We start from the raw sequence: 21,696 nt of genomic DNA on the forward strand, positions 1-21,696 counted from the left end.
GGCCGTCCCCAAGAGAGAGTGTGAGTGTGCTCGTACTCGTCGCTCCCGGCCAAGGCGCTCAGACGCCCGGCTTCCTGACTCCCTGGCTCGAACTCCCCGGCGCCGCCGACCGCCTCGCGGGCTGGTCGGACGCCATCGGGCTCGACCTCGCCCACTACGGCACGAAGGCCGACGCGGACGAGATCCGCGACACGGCGGTGGCCCAGCCGCTGCTGGTCGCCGCGGGCCTCCTGTCCGCCGCCGCACTGGACGCCGCGCCCGACGTGCTCGCGGGCCACAGCGTCGGCGAGATCACCGCCGCGGCGCTGGCCGGCGTCATCGACGACGAGGCCGCCCTGCGTCTCGTACGCACCCGCGGCCTCGGTATGGCCGAGGCCGCCGCGGTCACCGAGACGGGCATGGCCGCGCTCCTCGGCGGGGACCCCGCCGTGACCGTCCCGCACCTGGAGAAGCTCGGGCTCACCCCGGCGAACGTCAACGGCGGCGGCCAGATCGTCGCCGCCGGCACCGCCGAGCAGATCGCCGCGCTGGCCGAGGACAAGCCCGAGGGCGTGCGCCGCGTGGTGCCGCTCAAGGTGGCCGGCGCGTTCCACACGCACCACATGGCTCCGGCCGTGGAGAAGCTGCGCGCCGCCGCCGGCACGCTGACGGTCGCCGACCCGAAGGCCACGTACGTCTCGAACGCCGACGGGAAGACGGTCGCCACCGGCACCGAGGTCATCGCCCGGCTCGTCGGCCAGGTCGCCAACCCGGTCCGCTGGGACCTGTGCATGGAGACCTTCGAGGAGCTCGGTGTCACGGCCCTCATCGAGGCGGCACCCGGTGGCACCCTGGTCGGGCTCGCCAAGCGCGCGCTGCCCGGCGTGAAGACCCTCGCGCTCAAGACACCCGATGACCTCGACGCGGCCCGCGCGCTCATCTCCGAGCACGCAGGCGCCTAAGGAGCCCGAGAGCATGTCGAAGATCAAGCCCAGCCAGGGCGCCCCGTACGCACGGATCATGGGTGTCGGCGGCTACCGCCCCACCCGGGTCGTGCCGAACGAGGTGATCCTCGAGACGATCGACTCGTCCGACGAGTGGATCCGCTCCCGCTCCGGTATCGCCACCCGCCACTGGGCCTCCGAGGAGGAGACCGTGGCCGCGATGTCCGTCGAGGCCGCGGGCAAGGCCATCGCCGACGCCGGGATCGCCCCCGAGCAGATCGGCGCGGTCGTCGTCTCCACGGTCTCGCACTTCAAGCAGACCCCCGCCGTCGCGACGGAGATCGGCCACAAGGTCGGCGCGGGCAAGCCCGCCGCCTTCGACATCTCGGCCGGCTGCGCGGGCTTCGGCTACGGCCTGACCCTCGCCAAGGGCATGATCGTGGAAGGCTCCGCGGAGTACGTCCTCGTCATCGGCGTGGAGCGGCTCAGCGACCTGACCGACCTGGAGGACCGCGCGACGGCCTTCCTGTTCGGTGACGGCGCGGGCGCGGTCGTCGTGGGCCCCTCGAAGCAGCCGGCCATAGGTCCGACGGTCTGGGGCTCGGAGGGCGACAAGTCCGAGACGATCAAGCAGACCGTGGCGTGGGACGTCTTCCACGCCGACCGGCCGGAGAAGTTCCCCGCCATCACGCAGGAGGGCCAGGCGGTCTTCCGCTGGGCCGTCTTCGAGATGGCGAAGGTCGCCCAGCAGGCGCTGGACGCCGCCGGGATCGCCCCGGAGGACCTGGACGTCTTCATCCCGCACCAGGCCAACATGCGGATCATCGACTCGATGGTGAAGACCCTCAAGCTGCCGGAGCACGTCACGGTCGCCCGTGACGTGGAGACCACCGGCAACACCTCGGCCGCCTCGATCCCGCTCGCGATGGAGCGGCTTCTGGCGACCGGTCAGGCCAAGAGCGGCGACACCGCGCTCATCATCGGCTTCGGGGCGGGTCTCGTCTACGCCGCGACGGTCGTTACCCTCCCCTAGGCACACCGGATCTTTTCGGTCCGTACGCCCGAACCCTGCAGAAACACATCGAAGGAGCCCCAACATGGCCGCCACTCAGGAAGAGATCGTCACCGGTCTCGCCGAGATCGTCAACGAGATCGCCGGTATCCCGGTCGAGGACGTCCAGCTGGACAAGTCCTTCACCGACGACCTGGACGTCGACTCGCTGTCCATGGTCGAGGTCGTCGTCGCCGCCGAGGAGCGCTTCGACGTCAAGATCCCCGACGAGGACGTCAAGAACCTCAAGACGGTCGGGGACGCCGCCGACTACATCCTGAAGCACCAGGGCTGAACCGAGCCCTGATCCGTGTGTCGCCACCCGGCGGTGGCGCCGCTGATTCACGACCCTCTACACGTGGAGAAGATTTTCCAGTGAGCCCGACCAATCGCACCGTGGTCGTCACCGGTATCGGCGCAACCACTCCGCTGGGTGGCGACTCCGCATCGACCTGGGAAGGTCTGATGGCCGGTCGTTCCGGCATCAAGCCTCTCGAGGGCGAACGTTTCGCCGAACTGCCCGTCCGGATCGCCGCCCTCGCGGCAGTCGACCCGGGCGATGTACTGCCCCGCCCCCTCGCCCGCAAGCTGGACCGCTCGGCGCAGTTCGCGCTGATCGCGGCTCGCGAGGCGTGGGCGGACGCCGGTTACACCGGCAAGGCCGGTGAGGACGAGAAGATCCGGCCCGAGCGTCTGGGTTCGGTCATCGCCTCCGGTATCGGCGGTGTGATCACCCTGCTCGACCAGTACGACGTGCTGAAGGACAAGGGCGTACGCCGTGTCTCCCCGCACACCGTTCCCATGCTCATGCCCAACGGCCCGGCGGCCAACGTCGGCCTGGAGGTCAACGCCCAGGCCGGTGTCCACACCCCGGTCTCGGCGTGCGCGTCGGGTGCCGAGGCCATCGGGTACGCCGTCGAGATGATCCGTACCGGCCGTGCCGACGTGGTCCTCGCCGGTGGCACCGAGGCGGCCATCCACCCGCTGCCGATCGCCGCGTTCGCCAACATGATGGCGATGTCCAAGAGCAACGACGAGCCCGAGAAGGCCTCCCGCCCGTACGACACCGCCCGTGACGGCTTCGTGCTCGGTGAGGGTGCCGGTGTCGTCGTCCTGGAGTCCGCCGAGCACGCCGCCGCCCGTGGCGCCAGGGTCTACTGCGAGGTGCTGGGCCAGGGCCTGTCCGCTGACTCGCACCACATCGCGCAGCCCGAGCCCACCGGGCGCGGCATCGCCGCCGCCATGCAGAACCTGCTCGACTCCACGGACCTCAAGCCGTCCGAGGTCGTGCACCTGAACGCGCACGCCACCTCCACGCCGCAGGGCGACGTGGCGGAGGTCAAGGCGCTGCGCCAGGTCCTGGGCGAGGACCTGGACCACGTCGCCATCTCGGCCACGAAGTCGATGACCGGCCACCTGCTGGGCGGCGCGGGCGGCATCGAGACCGTGGCGACGGTGCTGGCCCTGCACCACCGCATGGCGCCCCCGACCATCAACGTCGACGAACTCGACGAGGCGGTGGACGCGGACATCGTGCGCGACAAACCCCGGCCTCTGCCGGAGGGGTCGATCGCGGCGATCAACAACTCGTTCGGTTTCGGCGGCCACAACGTGGTGCTGGCCTTCCGGTCGGCCTGACGCCGCGTCACCGCACGACGGACCATGGCCCGCTTCCCGTCCGGGAAGCGGGCCTTGTGCCGTCCGGGGGCCCGGGTCTCACACCACCTGGTGGAGCCAGCGCACCGGCGCGCCCTCGCCCGCGTGCCGGAAGGACTCCAGTTCGTCGTCCCACGGCTTGCCGAGGAGCCGGGCGACCTCCGCCCCCAGGTCCGCCTCCCCGCCGGCGGACCGGGCGAGCGCTGCCCGCAGCCGGTCCTCCGGGACCAGGATGTCGCCGTGCATTCCGGTGACGGCGTGGAAGATGCCGAGGCCGGGCGTGGCGCTGTAGCGCTCGCCCTCCGCCGTGGGGCAGGGCTCGGCGGTCACCTCGAAGCGCAGCATGTCCCAGCCGCGCAGGGCCGAGGCGAGCTCCGCCGCCGTACCGACCCGGCCCTGCCAGGAGAATTCGGACCGCCAGGTGCCCGGAGCGGCGGGCTGTCTGATCCAGTCGAGCTGCACCCGCACACCGAGGACACCCGCCACCGCCCATTCGACGTGCGGGCAGAGCGCGCGCGGTGCGGAGTGAACGTACAGAACTCCACGTGTCGTCACCGGGACCTCCAGTGTGGGACGAGGTTCGCCTTCCCCAGCGGCCTCGCGCCCGTACCGTCTCTTTCCGGACGACTCCCGAGGTTGTCATCAGTAAACAGCATCGGGAGTGAATCTCCTGAAAAAGGACAATATATGACATGAAGTAACTTACCGGGGCTCCGCCTGTTCGGACACGGCCGGAAAGACGTCACTGGTTCGACGGGGGAAAAGCTACCGTGCCCCGGCGCCGGGTGTGTGACGTACCGTCGGTCCGGGGCCCATGATTCGTCCGGCATTCACCCGCCAGGGCGCGCACCCCCGCCACCTGGGGCTGTCCGACTGTGCCAGGGGCGATCGCCCGCACGACCGGAGGGAAATCGGGATGGCCGAGGGCCAGTCACGCCACCGCGTCCGCCGCGCCGCGGCCGCGCTGACGGCGGTGGCGACGGTCGGTGTCGCCGTGTTGACCGGCTGTGGTGGCGCAGGGGACGGCGGGAGCACGGCGCGGCCCTCGCGGAGCCCGTCGCCGACGCCCGCGTGGAACGCGAGCCCGGCCTCCGTCGCCGCCGTCGGGGACTCCATCACCCGGGGCTTCGACGCCTGCTCGGTGCTGGCCGACTGCCCCGAGGTGTCATGGGCGACCGGCACCGACGACGCGGTGCGCAGCCTCGCGCTGCGACTCCTGGGCCCCTCGAAGGCCGCCTCGCACAGCTGGAACCACGCGGTGTCGGGCGCGCGGATGGCGCAGCTGCCCGAGCAGATGGCGCTGGCCGCGAAGGAGCGGCCGGAGCTGGTGACGGTGATGATCGGCGCCAACGACGCCTGCCGGGACTCGGTGGAGCTGATGACGCCGGTGGCGGACTTCCGGGCCTCCTTCGAGGCGTCGCTGCGGCAGTTGCGCGCCGAGGCGCCCCGGGCGCAGGTGTACGTGTCGAGCGTGCCGGATCTGAAGCGGCTCTGGTCGACGGGGCGGGAGAACGCCCTGGGCAAGCAGATCTGGAAGCTGGGCATCTGCCGGTCGATGCTGGGCGACGCGGACGACATGGGGGCGGCGGCCGTGGCGCGGCGGGACGCCGTGCAGGAGCGGGTGGTCGCCTTCAACGGCGTCCTGCGGGACGTCTGCGCGAAGGACCGGCACTGCCGGTACGACGGCGGGGCGGTCTTCGACTACCGGTTCACCGGCGCGCAGCTCAGCCGCTGGGACTGGTTCCACCCCGGACGCGACGGCCAGGCCAGGCTGGCGGAGATCGCCTACCGCAACGTCACGGCCGCCGGACCGCCCGCGTAAAGTCCGTGATCATGACGACGGGCACCGTGATACGCAGCGAGGACTTCACCCCCAGGGCCGACGGCACCCCCGTCCGGCGCTGGATTCTGGAGCGTGACGGCACCCTGGTCCGGATCCTGACGTACGGCGCCGTGGTGCAGTCCGTCGAGGTGCCCGGGCGGGACGGCACCCGGGCCGGGGTGGCGCTGGGGCTCAAGGACACCGCCGGGTACGAGGCGCACCCGGGACCGTACTTCGGCGCACTGGTCGGGCGGTACGCGAACCGGATCCGGGGCGGCTCGTTCGTGCTCGACGGGCACACGCGCCAGGTGACCCGGAACGAGGGCCGCAACCACGTGCACGGCGGGACGCGCGGCTTCGACAAGCGGGTGTGGGACGCCGAGGAGGTGCCGGACGGCGTACGGCTGTCGCTGGTCGCCGAGGACGGCGAGGAGGGCTTCCCGGGACGGCTCACGGTCTCGGTGACGTACACCCTGGCGGCGGGAGGGGCGCTGCGGATCGGCTACCGGGCGGCCACGGACGCGCCGACCGTGCTGAACCTGACCAACCACACGTACTGGAACCTGGCGGGCGCGGACAGCGGCAGCGCGCTCGGCCACGAACTGCGGCTCGCGGCCGGGGCCATCACACCGGTGGACGCGGAGTCCCTCCCCACGGGGGAGTTCGCACCGGTGGACGGGACCCGCTTCGACTTCCGCGAGGCGAAGCCGGTGGGGCCCGGGTACGACGTCAACTACGTGCTGGACCGCACGGGCGGGAAGCCGGTGGCCGAGCTGTACGACGCCGGGTCGGGCCGGCTGCTGACGGTGTGGACGACGGAGCCCGGACTCCAGCTGTACACCGCGGACCACTTCGACGGGCGGCCGTTCCCGGCGTGCGCCGGGATCGCGCTGGAGACGCAGCACTTCCCCGACTCCCCGAACCGGCCGGAGTTCCCGAGCACGGTGCTGCGGCCGGGCGAGGAGTTCACGTCCACCACGGTGTACGGCTTCTCGGTGCGCGGAGAGGCCGTCAGCGGGCGAGGCCGAGGGTGACGCCGAGCCCCACCAGGACCGAGCCGATCGTCCGGTTGAGGGCCTTCTGGCGGCGGAGCATCGCGGTGCGCAGGTGCGAGTGGGAGAAGAACAGGGCCACCAGGGCGAACCACCCGAAGTGGGCCAGGGACATGAACAGCCCGTACGCCGCCTGCTGCCAGTAGGCCGTGTCCGGTCCGACGACCTGGGTGAAGGTGGACACGACGAAGAGCGTGGTCTTGGGGTTGAGCACATTGGTGAGGAAGCCGGTGCGCAGCGCCCCGGCCCCGGTCAGGCTCCCCTTGGAGCCGAGGTCGACCGTGAGGTCGGCACGGGCCAGGAAGGTGCGCACGCCGATGTACACGAGGTAGGCGGCACCGGCCAGCTTGATCGCGGTGAACAGCGCGGTGGACGAGGCGATCAGCAGGCCGACGCCGAGCATCGTGTACGTGACGTGGACCAGGACGCCCGCGGCGACCCCGGCGGCGGCCAGCAGGCCGGTCCTGCGGCCGTAGAGGTAGCTGTTGCGGACCACCATGGCGAAGTCGGCCCCCGGGCTGATCACCGCCAGCACGGTGATGAGGGCGACGGCGAGCATCTCGGTCATGCCGGGCCCCCTCGGTCCTTGCGCAGGGTGTACGGGGAGGCGGGCTCCGGCGCGGGCTGCGGCGGCGCCGTGAGGTCGCGGGCCAGCAGCGTGGCACCGGCCACCGCGCCCGGCATCAGGAACACCGCGACGAAGGGGACCAGGAAGGCGAGCGCGAGCGGCACGCCGAAGCCGAGGACCATCAGACGGCGGCCGCGCAGCAGCACGAGCCGGTCCTTCAGCACCATGCCCCGGCGCTGGAGCGCGACGGCGGTCAGTTCCTCGCAGAGGAAGTAGCCGGAGACGCAGAATCCGATCACCGGGACCGCGGTCTGTCCGACGACGGGGAGGAAGCCGGCGGCGAAGAGCAGCACGCCGTACAGGGCGACGCGCACCAGGATGCGGACCGAGTCCCGGGCGGAGATCCACAGGTCGCGCCAGAACGGCAGCCCGGACTCGGGCACGTCGCCGCCCTCGGTGCGGTCGACCTCCTCGGAGAGCGACTCGTAGAAGGGCTGGCCGACCAGCAGGGTCACCGCGGTGAAGGTGATGACCGCGAGGAACAGGCCGAAGAGGAAGACCAGGGCGGTCAGGGTGTCGCGCAGGAGGCCGAGCCAGGGCGAGGACCAGTCGTCGGCGAACGGGGTGACCCAGGCGACGAAGTCGTCGGCACCGTACCCGAGTCCGACCAGCGCACCGGCGTACACGACGAGGGTGATCAGTCCGGGCAGCAGGCCGAGGCCGAGCCATTTCCCGTGCCCCAGGACCCAGCGCTGCCCCTTGACCACGTACCCGATGCCCGCCCCGAGATCGCTCATGGGCGTCAGCGTACTTGCGCGAACCATTGACACCGTCCCGGGCCCGTCCTACCGTCACGCCAGCATTTCGAACGAGTGACGAAATACCGAACAATGGAGAGGCAACTCCCGTGCGTATCACCGGAATCAGCACGCATGTCGTCGGAACGCCGTGGCGCAACCTCACCTATGTCCGGGTACATACCGACGAGGGCCTCACCGGGGTCGGCGAGACGCGCATGCTCGGACGCACGAACGCCCTCGTCGGTTACCTCGAGGAGGCATCGGCCAACCACATCACGGGGTCCGATCCGTTCGCGGTGGAGGACCTCGTACGCCGCATGAAGTACGGCGACTACGGTCGGGCCGGGGAGATCGTGATGTCCGGTATCGCGGTGGTGGAGATGGCCTGCTGGGACATCAAGGGCAAGGCGCTCGGGGTCCCGGTCTGGCAGCTGCTCGGCGGGAAGGTGACCGACCGGGTCAAGGCGTACGCGAACGGCTGGTACACCACGGAGCGCACCCCCGAGGCCTACCACGAGGCGGCCCGGGCGGTCGTGGGTCGGGGCTACCGGGCCCTGAAGATCGACCCGTTCGGCACCGGCCACCTGGAGCTGGGCCAGGAGGAGACCAGGTACGCGGTCTCGCTCATCGAGGCCGTACGGGACGCGATCGGCCCGGACACGGAGCTGATGCTGGAGATGCACGGCCGGTTCAGCCCGGCGACGGCGGTGCGGATCGCCCGCGAGATGGCGCCGTTCGCACCGGCCTGGCTGGAGGAGCCGGTGCCGCCGGAGAACCTCAAGGCGCTGGCCAAGGTGGCGGAGAAGGTGGACCAGCCGATCGCGACCGGTGAGCGCGTCCACGACCGGATCGAGTTCCGCGAGCTCTTCGAGTCGCAGGCCGCCGACATCATCCAGCCGGACGTCGGCCACATCGGCGGCATCCTGGAGGCCCGCAAGCTGGCCGCGACCGCCGAGACCCACTACGTGATGGTCGCCCCGCACAACGTGGGCGGTTCGGTGCTCACCGCGGCCAACCTGCAACTCGCGGGCTGCACACCCAACTTCAAGATCCTCGAACACTTCAACGACTTCGCGGACGCCGACATCAAGAAGGTCGTCAAGGGCGCCCCCCAGGTGGACCCGGCCACCGGCTGCTTCACGCTCTCCGACGCCCCCGGGCTCGGCGTGGAGCTGGACGTGGAGGCGGCGGCCGAGTTCCCGCAGCAGCAGGCGCGGTTCGACCTGTGGGCCGAGGGCTGGGAGAAGAGGCAGCCCAAGTGAGCACGGAGTCCCGTTCCCTGGTCGTCGACCGGCCCGGCTGCCACCGCCTGGTCCTCGGTCCGCGCCCCGAACCTGGCCCCGGCGAGGCCCGGGTGCGGGTCGCCGCCGCCGGGATCTGCATGAGCGACCGCGAACTCCACGACGGCCACCGCGACGCGGCCTATGTGCGCTACCCGGTGGTGCCCGGCCACGAGTGGGCCGGGACCGTCGAGGCGGTCGGCGCCGGTGTGGACGCGGGGCTCGTCGGACGGCGCACGGTCGCCGAGGGGTTCAGGGCCTGCGGGAGGTGCGAGCGGTGCCGGCACGGCGAGACCTCGCTGTGCACGGCGGGGTACGACGAGACGGGGTTCACCCGGCCCGGGGCCTTCGCCGACCACGTGGTGGTCCCGGCCCGGCTGCTGCACCCGCTCGCCGACGACGCCGACCTCAGGGCGGCGGCGCTGCTGGAGCCCGCCGCGGTGACGGCCGCCGCGGTCCGCGCCGGGGCGCCCGAGCCCGGGGAGCGGGTCGCCGTGCTGGGGGCGGGGACGCTGGGGCTGCTCGCGGTCCAGCTCCTCGCGGCCTTCTCACCGGCCGAGCTCACCGTGATCGACCCGCGGCGGGAACGGGCCTCCCTCGCCCTGGACTTCGGGGCGAGCGAGGCGCTCGTCCCCGAGGAGGCCGAGGAGGTGCGCGGGCGCTACGACCTGGTCGTGGAGACCGCCGGCGCCCCGAGCACCGCCGCCGACGCCTGCCTGCTGGCGCGGCGCGGCGGAAGGGTGGTGCTGACCGGGATGTTCACGCCGGGCGCCGTGGGCATCGACCCGGTGCATCTGTCGCTGAGCCAGCTCACCGTGCGCAGCGTCTTCGGGGCGCCCTCGGCGGCCTGGTCGTACGCGGTACGGGCGTTCACCGCCGGGCTGCTCGACCCGGCGCCGCTGATCACCCACGAGTTCCCGCTGGAGCGGTTCGCGGACGCCGTGGCCCTGGTGGGCGCCGGGGGCCCGGAGACCGGGAAGGTTCTGCTGCGTCCGTGAGCGTCCCGTACGGCCCCGTGCGCCGACGCGCGCCTCGAAATCCGAACTTCGTCCGATATACCGAACACGAAGGACCTGTCGTGAACGACGCCCCTGTCCCAGCGGCCCCCGACACGGGCCCGCGCCGCCCCGGCGACGCCGCGCTCACCGCGCTCGGTCTCGGCCCCGCCCCCCTCTCCCCCGCGGACGCCTCCCCGCACTCCTTCCCCGACGGCGGGGCCTGGCGCACGGAGGTGCCGTCCGTGGAGGGCCCGGAGGCCCTCGGCGTCGTGCTGGAGGAGTCGGACCGGCTCGGCGTCCCGGTGCACCGCGTCAGCCAGGGCAGCGGTGTCTGGATGCTGACCGACGCGGAGATCACCGAGATGGTCGCGGTCTGCACCGAACGGGACGTCGAGCTCTGCCTGTTCACGGGCCCGCGTGGCACCTGGGACACCGGCGCGTCGGTGCGTACGGACTCGGGAGGGGCGGGGCTGCGCTCGCGGGGGCACGACGCGCTGGCGGGCTGCGTCGAGGACGCGCTGCGCGCCACCGGGCTGGGCGTCAGGTGCCTGCTGGTGGCCGACGAGGGCGTGCTCTGGACGCTGCACCGGCTGCGCGAGGAGGGGCGGCTGCCGGCGGACACGACGTTCAAGGTGTCCGCGCTGATCGGGCCGGTGAACCCCGCCTCGTACGCCGTGTTCGAGCGGCTGGGCGCCGACTCGGTCAACATCCCGTCGGACCTGACGCTCGCTCAGTTCACCGAGATCAGGCGCGTTTCCCGGGCGCCGATGGACCTGTACATCGAGGCCCCGGACGACCTGGGCGGTTATGTGCGGATGTACGAGGTCGCCGAACTGATCCGGCGCGGGGCGCCGCTTTACCTGAAGTTCGGCCTCTCCAAGGCCCCCGGGATCTATCCGTACGGCCGGCACATGCGGGACGCCGCGCTGGCCACCGCGCGGGAGCGGGTACGGCGCGGCCGGCTCGCGCTGGACCTGCTCGCGCGGCACGGGGCGGACGGCGGCATGTCGCCGCTCGGCTCCCGACTGCCCGGCCCGCTCAACCGGTTCGACACATCGTCATAACGTTCCGGAAACTCTGTCCACAAAAGAAGACACAGCCGCGCACAATCCCACACACCTGTTCTCGGTCGATCCGCCCCCTGCTTTCCGGCACCACCGGACGGACCCCCACCCCCATCAAGGATGATGACTATGCGCAACCGCAGAGCCGCACTCGCCGCCGTAGCCTCCGCCGCCTCCCTCGCCCTCGCCCTGACCGCCTGCGGCCAGAACAGCGAAGGCGGCAGCGAGGAGGACAAGGGGGGCTCCGGCGGCGCCACCATCGGCGTCGCGATGCCGACCAAGTCCTCCGAACGCTGGATCTCCGACGGCGCCAACGTCGTGAAGGAGCTGAAGGCCAAGGGCTACAAGACCAAGCTCGTCTACGGCGAGGACGACCCGGACCAGCAGGTCTCGCAGATCGAGAACATGATCACGCAGGGCGTGGACGCCCTGATCGTCGCCGCGATCGACAACAAGTCCCTCGACAACGTGCTCCAGCAGGCCAAGGACGCCGACATCCCGGTGATCTCCTACGACCGGCTGATCCTCGGCACGGAGAACGTCGACTACTACGCCTCGTTCGACAACGAGAAGGTCGGCGAGCTGCAGGGCACGTACATCGTGGACAAGCTCGGCCTGGAGGACGGCAAGAAGGGCCCCTTCAGCATCGAGCTGTTCGCCGGCTCCAACGACGACAACAACACCAAGTACTTCTTCCAGGGCGCGATGAACGTCCTCAAGCCGTACGTCGACAAGGGCGAGCTGGTCGTCCGGTCCAAGCAGACCGCCCTCAACCAGGTCACCACCCTGCGCTGGGACGGCGGCACCGCGCAGAAGCGCATGGACGACCTGCTGACGTCCAGCTACCGCAACGCCCGGGTCGACGCCGTGCTCTCGCCGTACGACGGCATCTCCATCGGCATCCTCTCCGCCCTGAAGTCCGACGGCTACGGCACCGAGGCCAAGCCGATGCCGGTCGTCACGGGCCAGGACGCCGAGGTCGCCTCGGTGAAGTCGATCATCACGGGCGAGCAGACGCAGACCGTCTACAAGGACCTGCGCCAGCTCGCGAAGGTCGCCTCGAACATGGTCGACGCGGCCCTGAACGACAAGGAGCCCGAGCTCAACGACACCAAGTCCTACGACAACGGTGCCAAGGTCGTCCCCGCCTTCCTGCTCCAGCCGGTCAGCGTCGACAAGGACAACTACAAGAAGGTCCTGGTCGACGGCGGCTACTACACCGAGAACGACCTCAAGTAACCGGGCCCCCCTCAAGGATTGGAAGGCACGACCATGGCGGGACCCGTCCTGGAAATGCGCTCGATCGTCAAGACCTTCCCCGGTGTCAAAGCGCTCTCGGACGTCACACTGACGGTACGTCAGGGCGAGGTCCACGCCATCTGCGGAGAGAACGGTGCCGGGAAGTCGACCCTGATGAAGGTGCTCTCCGGCGTCCATCCGCACGGCAGCTACGAAGGGGACGTCCTCTTCGAGGGCGAGACCTGCCGGTTCAAGGACATCCGGGCGAGCGAACAGCACGGCATCGTGATCATCCACCAGGAGCTGGCACTGGTGCCGTACCTGTCCGTCGCGGAGAACATCTTCCTCGGCAACGAGCACGCCAAGCGCGGAATGATCAACTGGAACGACACCCTCAGGCACGCCGGTGAACTGCTGCGGCGGGTCGGCCTGGACGAGCACCCGGAGACCCGCGTCGCCGACATCGGCGTGGGCAAGCAGCAGTTGGTGGAGATCGCCAAGGCGCTGTCGAAGAAGGTGAAGCTGCTCATCCTCGACGAGCCGACGGCGGCGCTCAACGACGAGGACAGCGGCAAACTCCTCGACCTGATCCTCTCGTTGAAGGAACAGGGCATCACCTCGATCATCATCTCGCACAAGCTGAACGAGATCCGCAGGGTCGCCGACTCGGTCACGATCATCCGCGACGGGCACTCCATCGAGACGCTCGACGTGAAGGCGCCGGAGACGACCGAGGACCGGATCATCAGCGGGATGGTCGGCCGCGACCTGGAGAACCGCTTCCCGGAGCGGACCCCGCACCATCCCGAGGAGGGCACCGCACCCGCCCTGGAGATCCGCAACTGGACGGTGCACCACCCCATCGACCAGCAGCGCAAGGTCGTCGACGACGTCTCGATCGAGGTGCGGCGCGGCGAGATCGTCGGTATCGCCGGGCTCATGGGCGCCGGCCGCACCGAGCTGGCGATGAGCGTCTTCGGCCGCTCCTACGGCCGGTACGCCGGCGGCACCGTCCTCAGGGACGGCACCGAGATCCGTACGAAGTCCGTCCCGGAGGCGGTGGGGCACGGCATCGCGTACGCCACCGAGGACCGCAAGCACTACGGCCTCAACCTCATCGACACCATCAACCGGAACATCTCGCTGACCGCGCTGGGCAAGGTCTCCAAGCGGGGTGTGGTCGACGAGCACGGCGAGCGGCAGGTCGCCGAGGGCTTCCGGAAGTCCATGAACATCAAGGCGCCGACCGTCTTCGAGCCGGTGGGCAAGCTGTCCGGCGGCAACCAGCAGAAGGTCGTCCTCAGCAAGTGGATCTTCGCGGGTCCCGAGGTGCTGATCCTGGACGAGCCCACGCGCGGCATCGACGTGGGCGCCAAGTACGAGATCTACACGGTCATCGACCAACTGGCCGCCCAGGGCAAGGCGGTCGTCTTCATCTCCTCCGAGCTGCCGGAGCTGCTCGGCATGTGCGACCGCATCTACACGATGGCCGCGGGGCGCCTCACGGGTGAGTTCTCCCGGGCCGATGCCTCGCAGGAAGCGCTGATGCGTCAGATGACGAAGGACAAAGAGGTAACCCGATGAGCACGGACGTGACCGCCAAGACCCCCGCGCCACCCGGTGGAGGCGGGCCGGCCTCCGACGGCGGACTGCTGCGGCTGATGCTCGGCGGCATGCGCCGCAACATGCGCCAGTACGGCATGCTGATGGCCCTCGGGCTGATCGTGGTGCTGTTCGCGGTGTGGTCGGGCGGCGACCTGCTGCTGCCGCGCAACGTCTCCAACCTGGTGCTGCAGAACAGCTACATCCTGATCCTCGCGATCGGCATGATGCTCGTCATCATCGCGGGCCACATCGACCTCTCGGTCGGCTCGCTGACCGCGTTCATCGGCGCGATGTCCGCCGTGCTGATGGTCGAGCACGATCTCTCCTGGCCGCTCGCGGTGGTGCTGTGCCTGGCCATCGGCGCCGTCGCGGGGTCGGTGCAGGGGTTCTTCATCGCCTACCTCGGCATACCGTCGTTCATCGTGACCCTGGCGGGCATGCTGCTCTTCCGCGGTCTGACGGAGATCTTCCTGAAGGGCCAGACCCTCGGCCCCTTCCCGAAGGACCTGCAGAAGATCGCCAACGGCTTCCTGCCCGAGGTCGGCCCGAACACCAACTACCACAACCTCACCCTGCTGCTGGGCTTCGCCCTGATCGCCTTCGTGGTGTTCCAGGAGGTCCGCGACCGCAAGCGGCAGCAGGAGTTCGCCCTCGACGTGCTGCCGGCCAAGCTGTTCCTGCTGAAGCTGGTCGCCCTGGTCGCGGCCGTCCTCGTCGTCACGCTGCTGCTCGCCAGCTACAAGGGCGCCCCGGTCGTGCTGCTGATCCTCGGCGTGCTGGTCGTCGGGTTCGGCTACCTGATGCGCAACGCGATCATCGGCCGCCACATCTACGCCATCGGCGGCAACCTGCCCGCGGCCAAGCTGTCGGGCGTGAAGGACAAGAAGGTCACCTTCCTGGTCTTCCTGAACATGGGGATGCTCGCGGCCCTGGCGGGTCTGGTCTTCGCCGCCCGCTTCAACGCGGCCTCGCCCAAGGCCGGCCTCAACTTCGAACTGGAGGCCATCGCCGCCTCCTTCATCGGCGGCGCGTCGATGAGCGGCGGGGTCGGCACGGTCCTCGGCGCGATCATCGGCGGTCTGGTCCTCGGGGTGCTGAACAACGGCATGAACCTCGTCGGCATCGGCACCGACTGGCAGCAGGTCATCAAGGGCGCCGTGCTGCTGGCCGCGGTCGGCTTCGACGTCTGGAACAAACGCAAGGTTGGCTCCTGACGGCTCGACGACCCGGAGCGGCGCTTCTTTCCAGGAGCGCCGCTCTCGCGCGTCCGCGCCGTGTCAGACCAGTCGGATCATGTTCCAGGACATCGGCTCCAGGACGGCCTTGAGCGTGCCGTCCTCCAGCACGGTGCCCGCGGCCGGGCGCGGCGTCACCCGGTCCGGTTCGGCCAGGGTGTTGCGGGCCTCCGGATCGGCGTCGGCCAGCACCTGGTGCTCGGCGACCGTGCCCAGCTCCAGACCCCGCAGGCCGACTTCGAGCGGCAGGGCGGTGTCCTGACCGCGGTTGACGGCGAAGACGGTCACCACGCCCGTCTCCGGGTCCCGTACCGCCGTGGCGTGCAGCAGGTCCGTCTCGCCGTACCTGGCCGTGGTGTACGTGGGCGAGTCCACCCGTACGTCCAGCACCTCGCCCCGGCCGTGGCGGGCGGCCTGGGCGAAGGGGTGGAAGGTGGTCTGCCGCCAGGCGGGCCCGCCCGGCTCCGTCATGATCGGGGCGATCACGTTGACCAGCTGTGCCAGACAGGCCACGGTCACCCGGTCCGCGTGCCGCAGCAGGGCGATCAGGAGGCTGCCGAAGACCACGGCGTCCGTCACGCTGTAGTTGTCCTCCAGCAGACGCGGCGCCTCGGGCCAGTCCAGCGGGTTCTCCCGGGTCTCCTGCTGGAAGCGGACCTGGTACCAGACGTTCCACTCGTCGAAGGAGAGGTTGATCTTCTTCGGTGACTTCAGGCGGGCCCCGACGTGGTCGCAGGTGGCGACGACGCTCTCGATGAACGACTCCATGTCCACGGCTGAGGCGAGGAAGGAGTCGCGGTCGCCGTCGGTCTCCTCGTAGTAGGCGTGCAGGGATACGTGGTCGACGAGGTCGTAGGTCTCGGCGAGCACCGTGGCCTCCCACGCGGCGAAGGTCGGCATGGCGCGGCTGGAGGAGCCGCAGGCCACGAGTTCGACGGACGGGTCGATCTGGCGCATCGCACGGGCGGTCTCGGCGGCGAGGCGGCCGTACTCCTCGGCGGTCTTGTGGCCGGTCTGCCAGGGACCGTCCATCTCGTTGCCCAGGCACCAGAGCCGGATCCCGAAGGGGTCCTTGTCGCCGTGCGCGGCCCGGAGGTCGGAGAGCTCGGTGCCGGCCGGGTGGTTGGCGTACTCCTGGAGCCGGACGGCCTCCTCGACGCCCCGGGTGCCCAGGTTGACGGCGAGCATCGGTTCGGCCTGCGGGCCGATCTTCCGGAGGAAGCCGATGTACTCGGACAGACCGAAGCGGTTGGTCTCCGTGGAGCGCCAGGCCAGGTCGAGACGGCGCGGGCGCTCGTCGGCGGGCCCGACGCCGTCCTCCCAGCGGTAGCCGGAGACGAAGTTGCCGCCGGGGTAGCGGATGGTGGTGACACCGAGTTCGCGGATCAGGTCCAGGACGTCGGTACGCAGCCCTGCCTCGTCGGCCGAGGGGTGGCCCGGCTCGTAAACGCCGTCGTAGACGCAGCGGCCGAGGTGTTCGACGAAGGATCCGAAGAGCCGGGGGTTCACCTCGCCGACGGTGAAGGCCGGGTCAAGGGTGAAGCGCGCGGTGCGGGTCATGGCTTCCTCACGGGTCGACTGCCTACACATGCTCGGTTCGAAATATCGAATACTGATCGCAACTTCGAACGGACCGTAGAGTCCCGCCTCACCCGGCGTCAATGCCCCGCACACACACCGGCGCACGGCGGAGGGCCGCACCCCGGTGACGGGATGCGGCCCTCGGACGTGCGGGGTGCCGGATCAGACGACCGACAGGTCCACCGTGATGTTGCCGCGGGTGGCGTTCGAGTACGGGCACACCTGGTGCGCCTTCTCGACCAGCGACCGCGCGGTGTCCTGGTCCACGTTCGGGATGGAGGCGGTGATCGCCACCGCAAGGCCGAAGCCGCCGGCCTCGGTCTTGCCGATGGAGACGGCCGCGGTCACCGTCGAACCGGTGATGTCCGCCTTCTCCTTACGGGCGACCACGCCGAGAGCGCCCTGGAAGCAGGCGCTGTAGCCCGCCGCGAAGAGCTGCTCGGGATTGGTGCCGGCACCGCTGCCGCCCATCTCCTTCGGCGGGTTGACGACGACGTCGAGCTTGCCGTCGTCGGAGGAGACGCGGCCGTCACGGCCGTTCTCAGCGGTGGCGACGGCGGTGTAGGCGACGTCGATGCTCTGGATGGTCATACGGGTGACTCCTCCTGCTGATGCGCCGCGACTCGCGCCCACGACCGCGACGGCCTGGGACCGAGCCTAGCGGTCGGCGTCGAGGGAGACGATCATCTTCCCCGTGTTCTCGCCGCGCAGCAGGCCGAGGAACGCGTCGAAGCCCTTCTCGATGCCCTCGACCTTGGTCTCGCGGTACTTGAGCGCGCCGGAGGACAGCCAGCCGGCGACCTCGTCGACGAACTGCGGCTGGAGCGCCGAGTGGTCGCCGACGAGCATGCCCTGGAGGCGCAGCCGCTTGCCGATGACCAGGGCGAGGTTGCGCGGGGCGGGGGTGGGCTCGGTGGAGTTGTACTGCGCGATCATGCCGCAGATGGTGGCGCGCCCGTGCACGTTGAACGAGGAGATCGCGGCCTCCAGGTGCTCCCCGCCGACGTTGTCGAAGTAGACGTCGATGCCGTCGGGGGCGGCCTCGGCGAGCTGGTCCTTGACGGGGCCGTTCTTGTAGTTGAAGGCCGCGTCGAAGCCGTACTCCTCGGTGAGGAGCTTGACCTTCTCGTCGGAGCCCGCGGAGCCGATGACCCGGGAGGCACCCTTGAGCTTCGCCATCTGGCCGACCTGGCTGCCGACCGCGCCGGCCGCGCCGGAGACGAAGACGGCGTCGCCCTCCTTGAAGGAGGCGACGTCGAACAGCCCGGCGTAGGCGGTGAGTCCCGTCATGCCGAGGACACCGAGGTAGGCGGAGAGCGGGGCGATCGAGGCGTCGACCTTCACCGCGTGCTCGGCGGGGACCTCCGCGTACTCGCGCCAGCCCTTGCCGTGCAGCACGTGGTCACCGACGGCGATCCCGTCGGCGTTCGAGGCGATGACCTCGCCGACCGCGCCGCCGTCCATGGGCCGGTCGAGCTCGAAGGGCGGGGTGTACGACTTCACGTCGTTCATCCGGCCGCGCATGTAGGGGTCGACCGAGAAGTACAGGTTGCGCACGAGGACGCGGCCCTGGCCGGGTTCGTTCACCGGCGCCTCGCGCAGCGCGAAGTCCGAGGCCTCGGGCCAGCCCTGCGGGCGTGCGACGAGGTGCCATTCGCGGCCGGAGGTGGGAAGTGCTGCAGACATGGGCGGGGGGTCTCCTCGATGTCTCGCGGACGGGAAGCGAAATGCTTCATTACCTGAAACAACCATGCGCCTGAATATTTCACGTTGTCAAGTAATTGGGTACCCTGTGTGTCATGGCCACCTCGCGCACGGACCCGCTGACCCTGGACGTCATAGAACTGATCGGTGACGTCGTGGCCCGCTACCACGAGGAGTACGACCGGGCCGCGGCCGCGCACGCGCTGACCGGTGCGCAGGCCAGGGTTCTGGGTCTCCTGTCCCTCGAACCGATGCCCATGCGCCGGATCGCCCGCCGGCTGAAGTGCGAGCCCTCCAACGTCACCGGCATCGTCGACCGGCTGGAGCTCCGCGGCCTGGTGGAACGCCGTCCGGACCCGGCCGACCGGCGGGTCAAGCTGGCCGCCGCCACCGACGAGGGCGTCCGCACGGCCCGGCAGCTGCGGGACGCGCTGGACTTCGCCCGGGAGCCGCTCGCCGAGCTCACCGAGGCCGAGCGCACCCTCCTGCGCGATCTGCTGCGCCGGATGCTGGGCACGGACCCGGACGTCTGAGGACGCCTCGGCCGTGCCCCGTCCGGCTCAGGTGCAGAACCAGAGCCAGTGGGTGCAGGTCTCGGTGGGGGACGGAGTGGGGGTGGGCTCCTCCTCCGGAGGGTCCGGCCGCGTCGGGCTGTCACTCGGAGCGGGGCCGGTCGGCTCGGCGGGGGTACCGCTGTCGTCCGGGCCCGGGGTCGCGGAGGGTGAGGTGTCCGCCGGGTCGGACGCCGCCTTCGAGGAGGCGGAACCGGACGGCTCGGGCTCCGTCGGGGTCGGCGACGCGGTGGCCGAGGGCCCGCCGGAGCGCGAGGCCGTCGCGGGAGCGGTGGTGGGCTGGTCCACGGGCCCCGGGCCCGCGGGTCCGGGGCTTGTCGAGGGACCCGGCTCGGCCCCGGTGGTGGGTCCCGTCGCGTCGGTGACGTAGTCGGCGGCGCCGTCCTCGTGCCCGGCCTCGGTCGCCAGCTCGGCCAGGCTCAGCGCCCCGAGGGCCAGCACGACCCCGGCCGCCGCCAGCAGCATCCCGCGTCCGCGCCGCCGGTGCCCCCGGCGCCCCCGCCCGCGCCGCCGCGCCGGGTCGGCGGGCAGGTCGCTCCCACCGGCGGGTCCGGGATCGTCGGGACCCGGTTCCACAGGAGCGGTGAAGGGGGTCAGCGCCTCGGCGGGCGTACCGCAACCGGCACACGCCAGGGCGCCGTTGAGGTGCCGTCGGCACGGCTGGCAGTAGTCCATGTCGCCCGCAGACTAGACGCGCGGGGAACGTTCGAGGAAGCCGCGCAGGTGAGGATCCTGTGTGGAAGCCCGGTTTCCGGAGCTCTCCGTCCGATAAGCGGCAGACGCGGCAGGATGGGTGCCATGACCGCTCCCGCCCCGTTCGGGCCGCTCGAATTCCAGCTCGTCCTGCTGCGCCGGATGGCCGACCACCAGCCGGACCTGGTCGAGGACGCCCGCCACGAACTGAGCGCCACGCTCGCCGAGATGAGGGAGGCCAACCGCCGCTGGCAGGCGATGGCCCGGGCCCCGCGCGGCCGTGGTGCGCTGCGCCGCTACCGCTCGGTGCTGGGCGAGCCCGAGTCCTCCGTACGCCGCGCGGTCGGCGACCTGGAGTGCGACGCGCTGCTCTGGCGGCTGCCGCTCTGGCCGGACCTCCGCTTCGAGGTGATGGCCGGCCCCGGCGGGGCCGTGTGGAACGAGTGGCTGGTCCGCGCCCCGGGAGCCCCCGCCCCCGACCTGCGGACGGCCGGCGACCTGCTCCCCTGGTCGTGCACCGTGGACGAGGTGGCCCGCGCCTTCGCGCCGGCCCGCCCGATGGAGGGCAGCGCGCCGACCCGCTGGGCCCTGGCCTTCACCGACCCGTCCGACCACCGTCCCTGGATCGCGGAGTTCACCTGGGGGCTGCTCCAACGGCTGCTCCCCGGCCGCGTCTGACACCTGTCGGGCCGTCAGTTCCGGGTCCCCCCGACGGCTCATCCAGCGCGCGCCGCCCGGGGCCCGGCGGGACGATGCCAGGAAGACCGGCTGCCGCCGGTGCCCCGTCCGCGCTCCGGGAGAACCTGCCGTGACCGTCAGCCTCGATCAGTTGCGCCGTTGCCATCTCGCCGTCGACCTCGGGGCCGCCAGGACCCGTGTGTACATCAAGGGACTGGGCCTCGTCGTCGACGAACCCAGCGTCGCCGCCGTGAACACGCGCACCGGCTCGCTCATCGCCGTCGGCACACTGGCCGAACAGATGACCGGCCGTACCCCGGGCTACATCCGGGTGGCCCGGCCGGTCTCCGGCGGGACGGTCGTCGACATCGACATGGCCCAGCGCATGCTGCGCCACCTCCTCGGCGAGAAGCTCCGCCGCCAGCTGCGCCGCAAGCCCCGGCTGCGCGCCGCCGCCTGCACCCCGCACGAGAGCGACCCGCTGGCCCAGCGCGCCACCGTGGAGACCCTCGTCGGGCTCGGGGCGCGCCGGGTGGAGCTGGTGGACACCCTGATCGCCGCCGCGGTCGGCTGCGGTATGCCGGTGGAGCAGCCGACCGCGACCATGATCATGGTGTGCGGCGCGGCCACCACCCAGATCGCGGTGCTCTCGCTGGGCTCGATCGTGACGGCCGTCCGCATCCCGATCGGCGGCGAGGCCATCGACCACGCGGTGATCCAGTACCTGCGCCAGCACCACCAGCTGATGCTGCCCAGCCAGTCCGTGCGACCGCTCCAGCTGGCCCTCAGCGGGGGCGGCCTGACACCGGGCGGCCCCGCGGTCACCGACATCCACGGCCGTGACGTGGCCACCGGGCTGGCCCGTACCGTGCAGGTCGACACCGCCGCCGTACGGCAGGCGATCCACGCCCCGCTCACCGCGGTGCTGGACGGACTGGGCAAGGTGCTGCGCGACTGCCCGCCCGACCTGGTGGCCGACATCGCCGACTCCGGGATCACGATGGTCGGCGGCAGCGCCCTGCTCCCCGGCCTGGACGAGATGCTGCGCGACGCGACCGGCGTCCCGGTCCACATCGCCGAGCGGCCCGACGTCTGCGCGGTGCTCGGGCTCGGGGCCATGCTGGACGGCAAGATCCAGCCGCTGGTACTCAACCCGCTCGCGGGCTGACGGCCAC

At 71.0% G+C, this 21,696-nt stretch carries 22 protein-coding genes; 15 read left to right on the forward strand and 7 right to left on the reverse strand.

Features of this window, described 5'->3' with window-relative positions:
• Positions 1-26 precede the first annotated feature (26 nt).
• The 4 genes from SACTE_RS09285 (at position 27) to fabF (ending at position 3,612) form a co-directional block, all read left to right on the forward strand.
• Positions 27-941 (forward strand): ACP S-malonyltransferase, encoded by a 915-nt coding sequence (locus tag SACTE_RS09285; RefSeq protein WP_014045778.1) that lies wholly within the window; start codon positions 27-29, stop codon positions 939-941.
• A gap of 13 nt (positions 942-954) precedes the next feature.
• Positions 955-1,956, forward strand: coding sequence for a ketoacyl-ACP synthase III (locus SACTE_RS09290; protein ID WP_014045779.1), 1,002 nt, complete (start codon positions 955-957; stop codon positions 1,954-1,956).
• Between the two features lie 64 nt (positions 1,957-2,020).
• The gene (locus SACTE_RS09295; protein ID WP_014045780.1) at positions 2,021-2,269 is read left to right on the forward strand and encodes an acyl carrier protein; all 249 of its coding nucleotides are present in this window, start codon (positions 2,021-2,023) and stop codon (positions 2,267-2,269) included.
• A gap of 80 nt (positions 2,270-2,349) precedes the next feature.
• Positions 2,350-3,612 carry a beta-ketoacyl-ACP synthase II gene (gene fabF, locus SACTE_RS09300; RefSeq protein ID WP_014045781.1) on the forward strand — a complete coding sequence of 421 codons (1,263 nt, stop codon included), beginning with the start codon at positions 2,350-2,352 and terminating at the stop codon, positions 3,610-3,612.
• Between the two features lie 78 nt (positions 3,613-3,690).
• Here the strand turns inward: fabF and SACTE_RS09305 are convergent, their stop codons facing one another.
• Positions 3,691-4,185, reverse strand: a complete 495-nt coding sequence (locus tag SACTE_RS09305; RefSeq protein ID WP_014045782.1) for a DUF3145 domain-containing protein — start codon at positions 4,183-4,185, stop codon at positions 3,691-3,693.
• Positions 4,186-4,546: 361 nt separating this feature from the next.
• Here SACTE_RS09305 and SACTE_RS09310 point away from each other — a divergent pair, with 361 nt between their 5' ends.
• Both SACTE_RS09310 and SACTE_RS09315 read left to right on the forward strand, forming a co-directional pair.
• Complete coding sequence (locus SACTE_RS09310; RefSeq protein ID WP_014045783.1) at positions 4,547-5,452, forward strand: SGNH/GDSL hydrolase family protein; 906 nt, start codon at positions 4,547-4,549, stop codon at positions 5,450-5,452.
• Between the two features lie 11 nt (positions 5,453-5,463).
• Entirely contained in the window at positions 5,464-6,486 is a 1,023-nt protein-coding gene (locus SACTE_RS09315) for an aldose epimerase family protein (RefSeq protein ID WP_014045784.1), read from the forward strand.
• Here SACTE_RS09315 and SACTE_RS09320 read toward each other — a convergent pair.
• A complete protein-coding gene (locus tag SACTE_RS09320) occupies positions 6,464-7,072 on the reverse strand; it encodes a LysE family transporter (RefSeq protein WP_014045785.1) in 609 nt (202 codons plus the stop codon). The genes SACTE_RS09315 and SACTE_RS09320 overlap by 23 nt on opposite strands.
• Positions 7,069-7,869: an EI24 domain-containing protein gene (locus tag SACTE_RS09325; protein ID WP_019992666.1), complete on the reverse strand. Its 801-nt coding sequence runs from the start codon at positions 7,867-7,869 to the stop codon at positions 7,069-7,071. The genes SACTE_RS09320 and SACTE_RS09325 overlap by 4 nt, the downstream gene beginning before the upstream one ends.
• A 110-nt stretch (positions 7,870-7,979) precedes the next feature.
• Here SACTE_RS09325 and SACTE_RS09330 point away from each other — a divergent pair, with 110 nt between their 5' ends.
• The 6 genes from SACTE_RS09330 (at position 7,980) to mmsB (ending at position 15,272) form a co-directional block, all read left to right on the forward strand.
• On the forward strand, positions 7,980-9,134 hold the full coding sequence (locus tag SACTE_RS09330) for a mandelate racemase/muconate lactonizing enzyme family protein (RefSeq protein WP_014045787.1): 1,155 nt from the start codon (positions 7,980-7,982) through the stop codon (positions 9,132-9,134).
• Complete coding sequence (locus tag SACTE_RS09335) at positions 9,131-10,150, forward strand: alcohol dehydrogenase catalytic domain-containing protein (protein WP_014045788.1); 1,020 nt, start codon at positions 9,131-9,133, stop codon at positions 10,148-10,150. The genes SACTE_RS09330 and SACTE_RS09335 overlap by 4 nt, the downstream gene beginning before the upstream one ends.
• Positions 10,151-10,230: 80 nt before the next feature.
• Entirely contained in the window at positions 10,231-11,214 is a 984-nt protein-coding gene (locus tag SACTE_RS09340; protein WP_014045789.1) for a hypothetical protein, read from the forward strand.
• Between the two features lie 129 nt (positions 11,215-11,343).
• Positions 11,344-12,453 carry a multiple monosaccharide ABC transporter substrate-binding protein gene (gene chvE / locus SACTE_RS09345; protein ID WP_014045790.1) on the forward strand — a complete coding sequence of 370 codons (1,110 nt, stop codon included), beginning with the start codon at positions 11,344-11,346 and terminating at the stop codon, positions 12,451-12,453.
• Between the two features lie 33 nt (positions 12,454-12,486).
• Positions 12,487-14,037, forward strand: a complete 1,551-nt coding sequence (gene mmsA / locus SACTE_RS09350) for a multiple monosaccharide ABC transporter ATP-binding protein (protein WP_014045791.1) — start codon at positions 12,487-12,489, stop codon at positions 14,035-14,037.
• Positions 14,034-15,272 (forward strand): multiple monosaccharide ABC transporter permease, encoded by a 1,239-nt coding sequence (gene mmsB, locus SACTE_RS09355; RefSeq protein ID WP_014045792.1) that lies wholly within the window; start codon positions 14,034-14,036, stop codon positions 15,270-15,272. The genes mmsA and mmsB overlap by 4 nt, the downstream gene beginning before the upstream one ends.
• A gap of 63 nt (positions 15,273-15,335) precedes the next feature.
• Here the strand turns inward: mmsB and SACTE_RS09360 are convergent, their stop codons facing one another.
• The 3 genes from SACTE_RS09360 to SACTE_RS09370 form a co-directional block, all read right to left on the reverse strand.
• Positions 15,336-16,853, reverse strand: coding sequence for an alpha-N-arabinofuranosidase (locus SACTE_RS09360; RefSeq protein WP_014045793.1), 1,518 nt, complete (start codon positions 16,851-16,853; stop codon positions 15,336-15,338).
• A gap of 183 nt (positions 16,854-17,036) precedes the next feature.
• Positions 17,037-17,465: an organic hydroperoxide resistance protein gene (locus SACTE_RS09365; protein WP_014045794.1), complete on the reverse strand. Its 429-nt coding sequence runs from the start codon at positions 17,463-17,465 to the stop codon at positions 17,037-17,039.
• A gap of 66 nt (positions 17,466-17,531) precedes the next feature.
• Positions 17,532-18,560 carry an NADP-dependent oxidoreductase gene (locus SACTE_RS09370; protein ID WP_014045795.1) on the reverse strand — a complete coding sequence of 343 codons (1,029 nt, stop codon included), beginning with the start codon at positions 18,558-18,560 and terminating at the stop codon, positions 17,532-17,534.
• 113 nt (positions 18,561-18,673) lie between these two features.
• On the opposite strand from SACTE_RS09370, the gene SACTE_RS09375 reads away from it, so the two are divergent.
• On the forward strand, positions 18,674-19,111 hold the full coding sequence (locus tag SACTE_RS09375) for a MarR family transcriptional regulator (RefSeq protein WP_014045796.1): 438 nt from the start codon (positions 18,674-18,676) through the stop codon (positions 19,109-19,111).
• A 27-nt stretch (positions 19,112-19,138) separates the two neighbouring features.
• Here the strand turns inward: SACTE_RS09375 and SACTE_RS09380 are convergent, their stop codons facing one another.
• Positions 19,139-19,825 (reverse strand): hypothetical protein, encoded by a 687-nt coding sequence (locus SACTE_RS09380; protein WP_026358997.1) that lies wholly within the window; start codon positions 19,823-19,825, stop codon positions 19,139-19,141.
• A 123-nt stretch (positions 19,826-19,948) separates the two neighbouring features.
• Here SACTE_RS09380 and SACTE_RS09385 point away from each other — a divergent pair, with 123 nt between their 5' ends.
• Both SACTE_RS09385 and SACTE_RS09390 read left to right on the forward strand, forming a co-directional pair.
• Positions 19,949-20,521 carry a hypothetical protein gene (locus tag SACTE_RS09385; RefSeq protein ID WP_014045798.1) on the forward strand — a complete coding sequence of 191 codons (573 nt, stop codon included), beginning with the start codon at positions 19,949-19,951 and terminating at the stop codon, positions 20,519-20,521.
• A gap of 130 nt (positions 20,522-20,651) precedes the next feature.
• The gene (locus tag SACTE_RS09390; protein WP_014045799.1) at positions 20,652-21,689 is read left to right on the forward strand and encodes a rod shape-determining protein; all 1,038 of its coding nucleotides are present in this window, start codon (positions 20,652-20,654) and stop codon (positions 21,687-21,689) included.
• The last annotated feature ends 7 nt before the right edge of the window (positions 21,690-21,696 follow it).

This window comes from Streptomyces sp. SirexAA-E, from assembly GCF_000177195.2.
Classification (GTDB): Bacteria; Actinomycetota; Actinomycetes; order Streptomycetales; family Streptomycetaceae; genus Streptomyces; species Streptomyces flavovirens.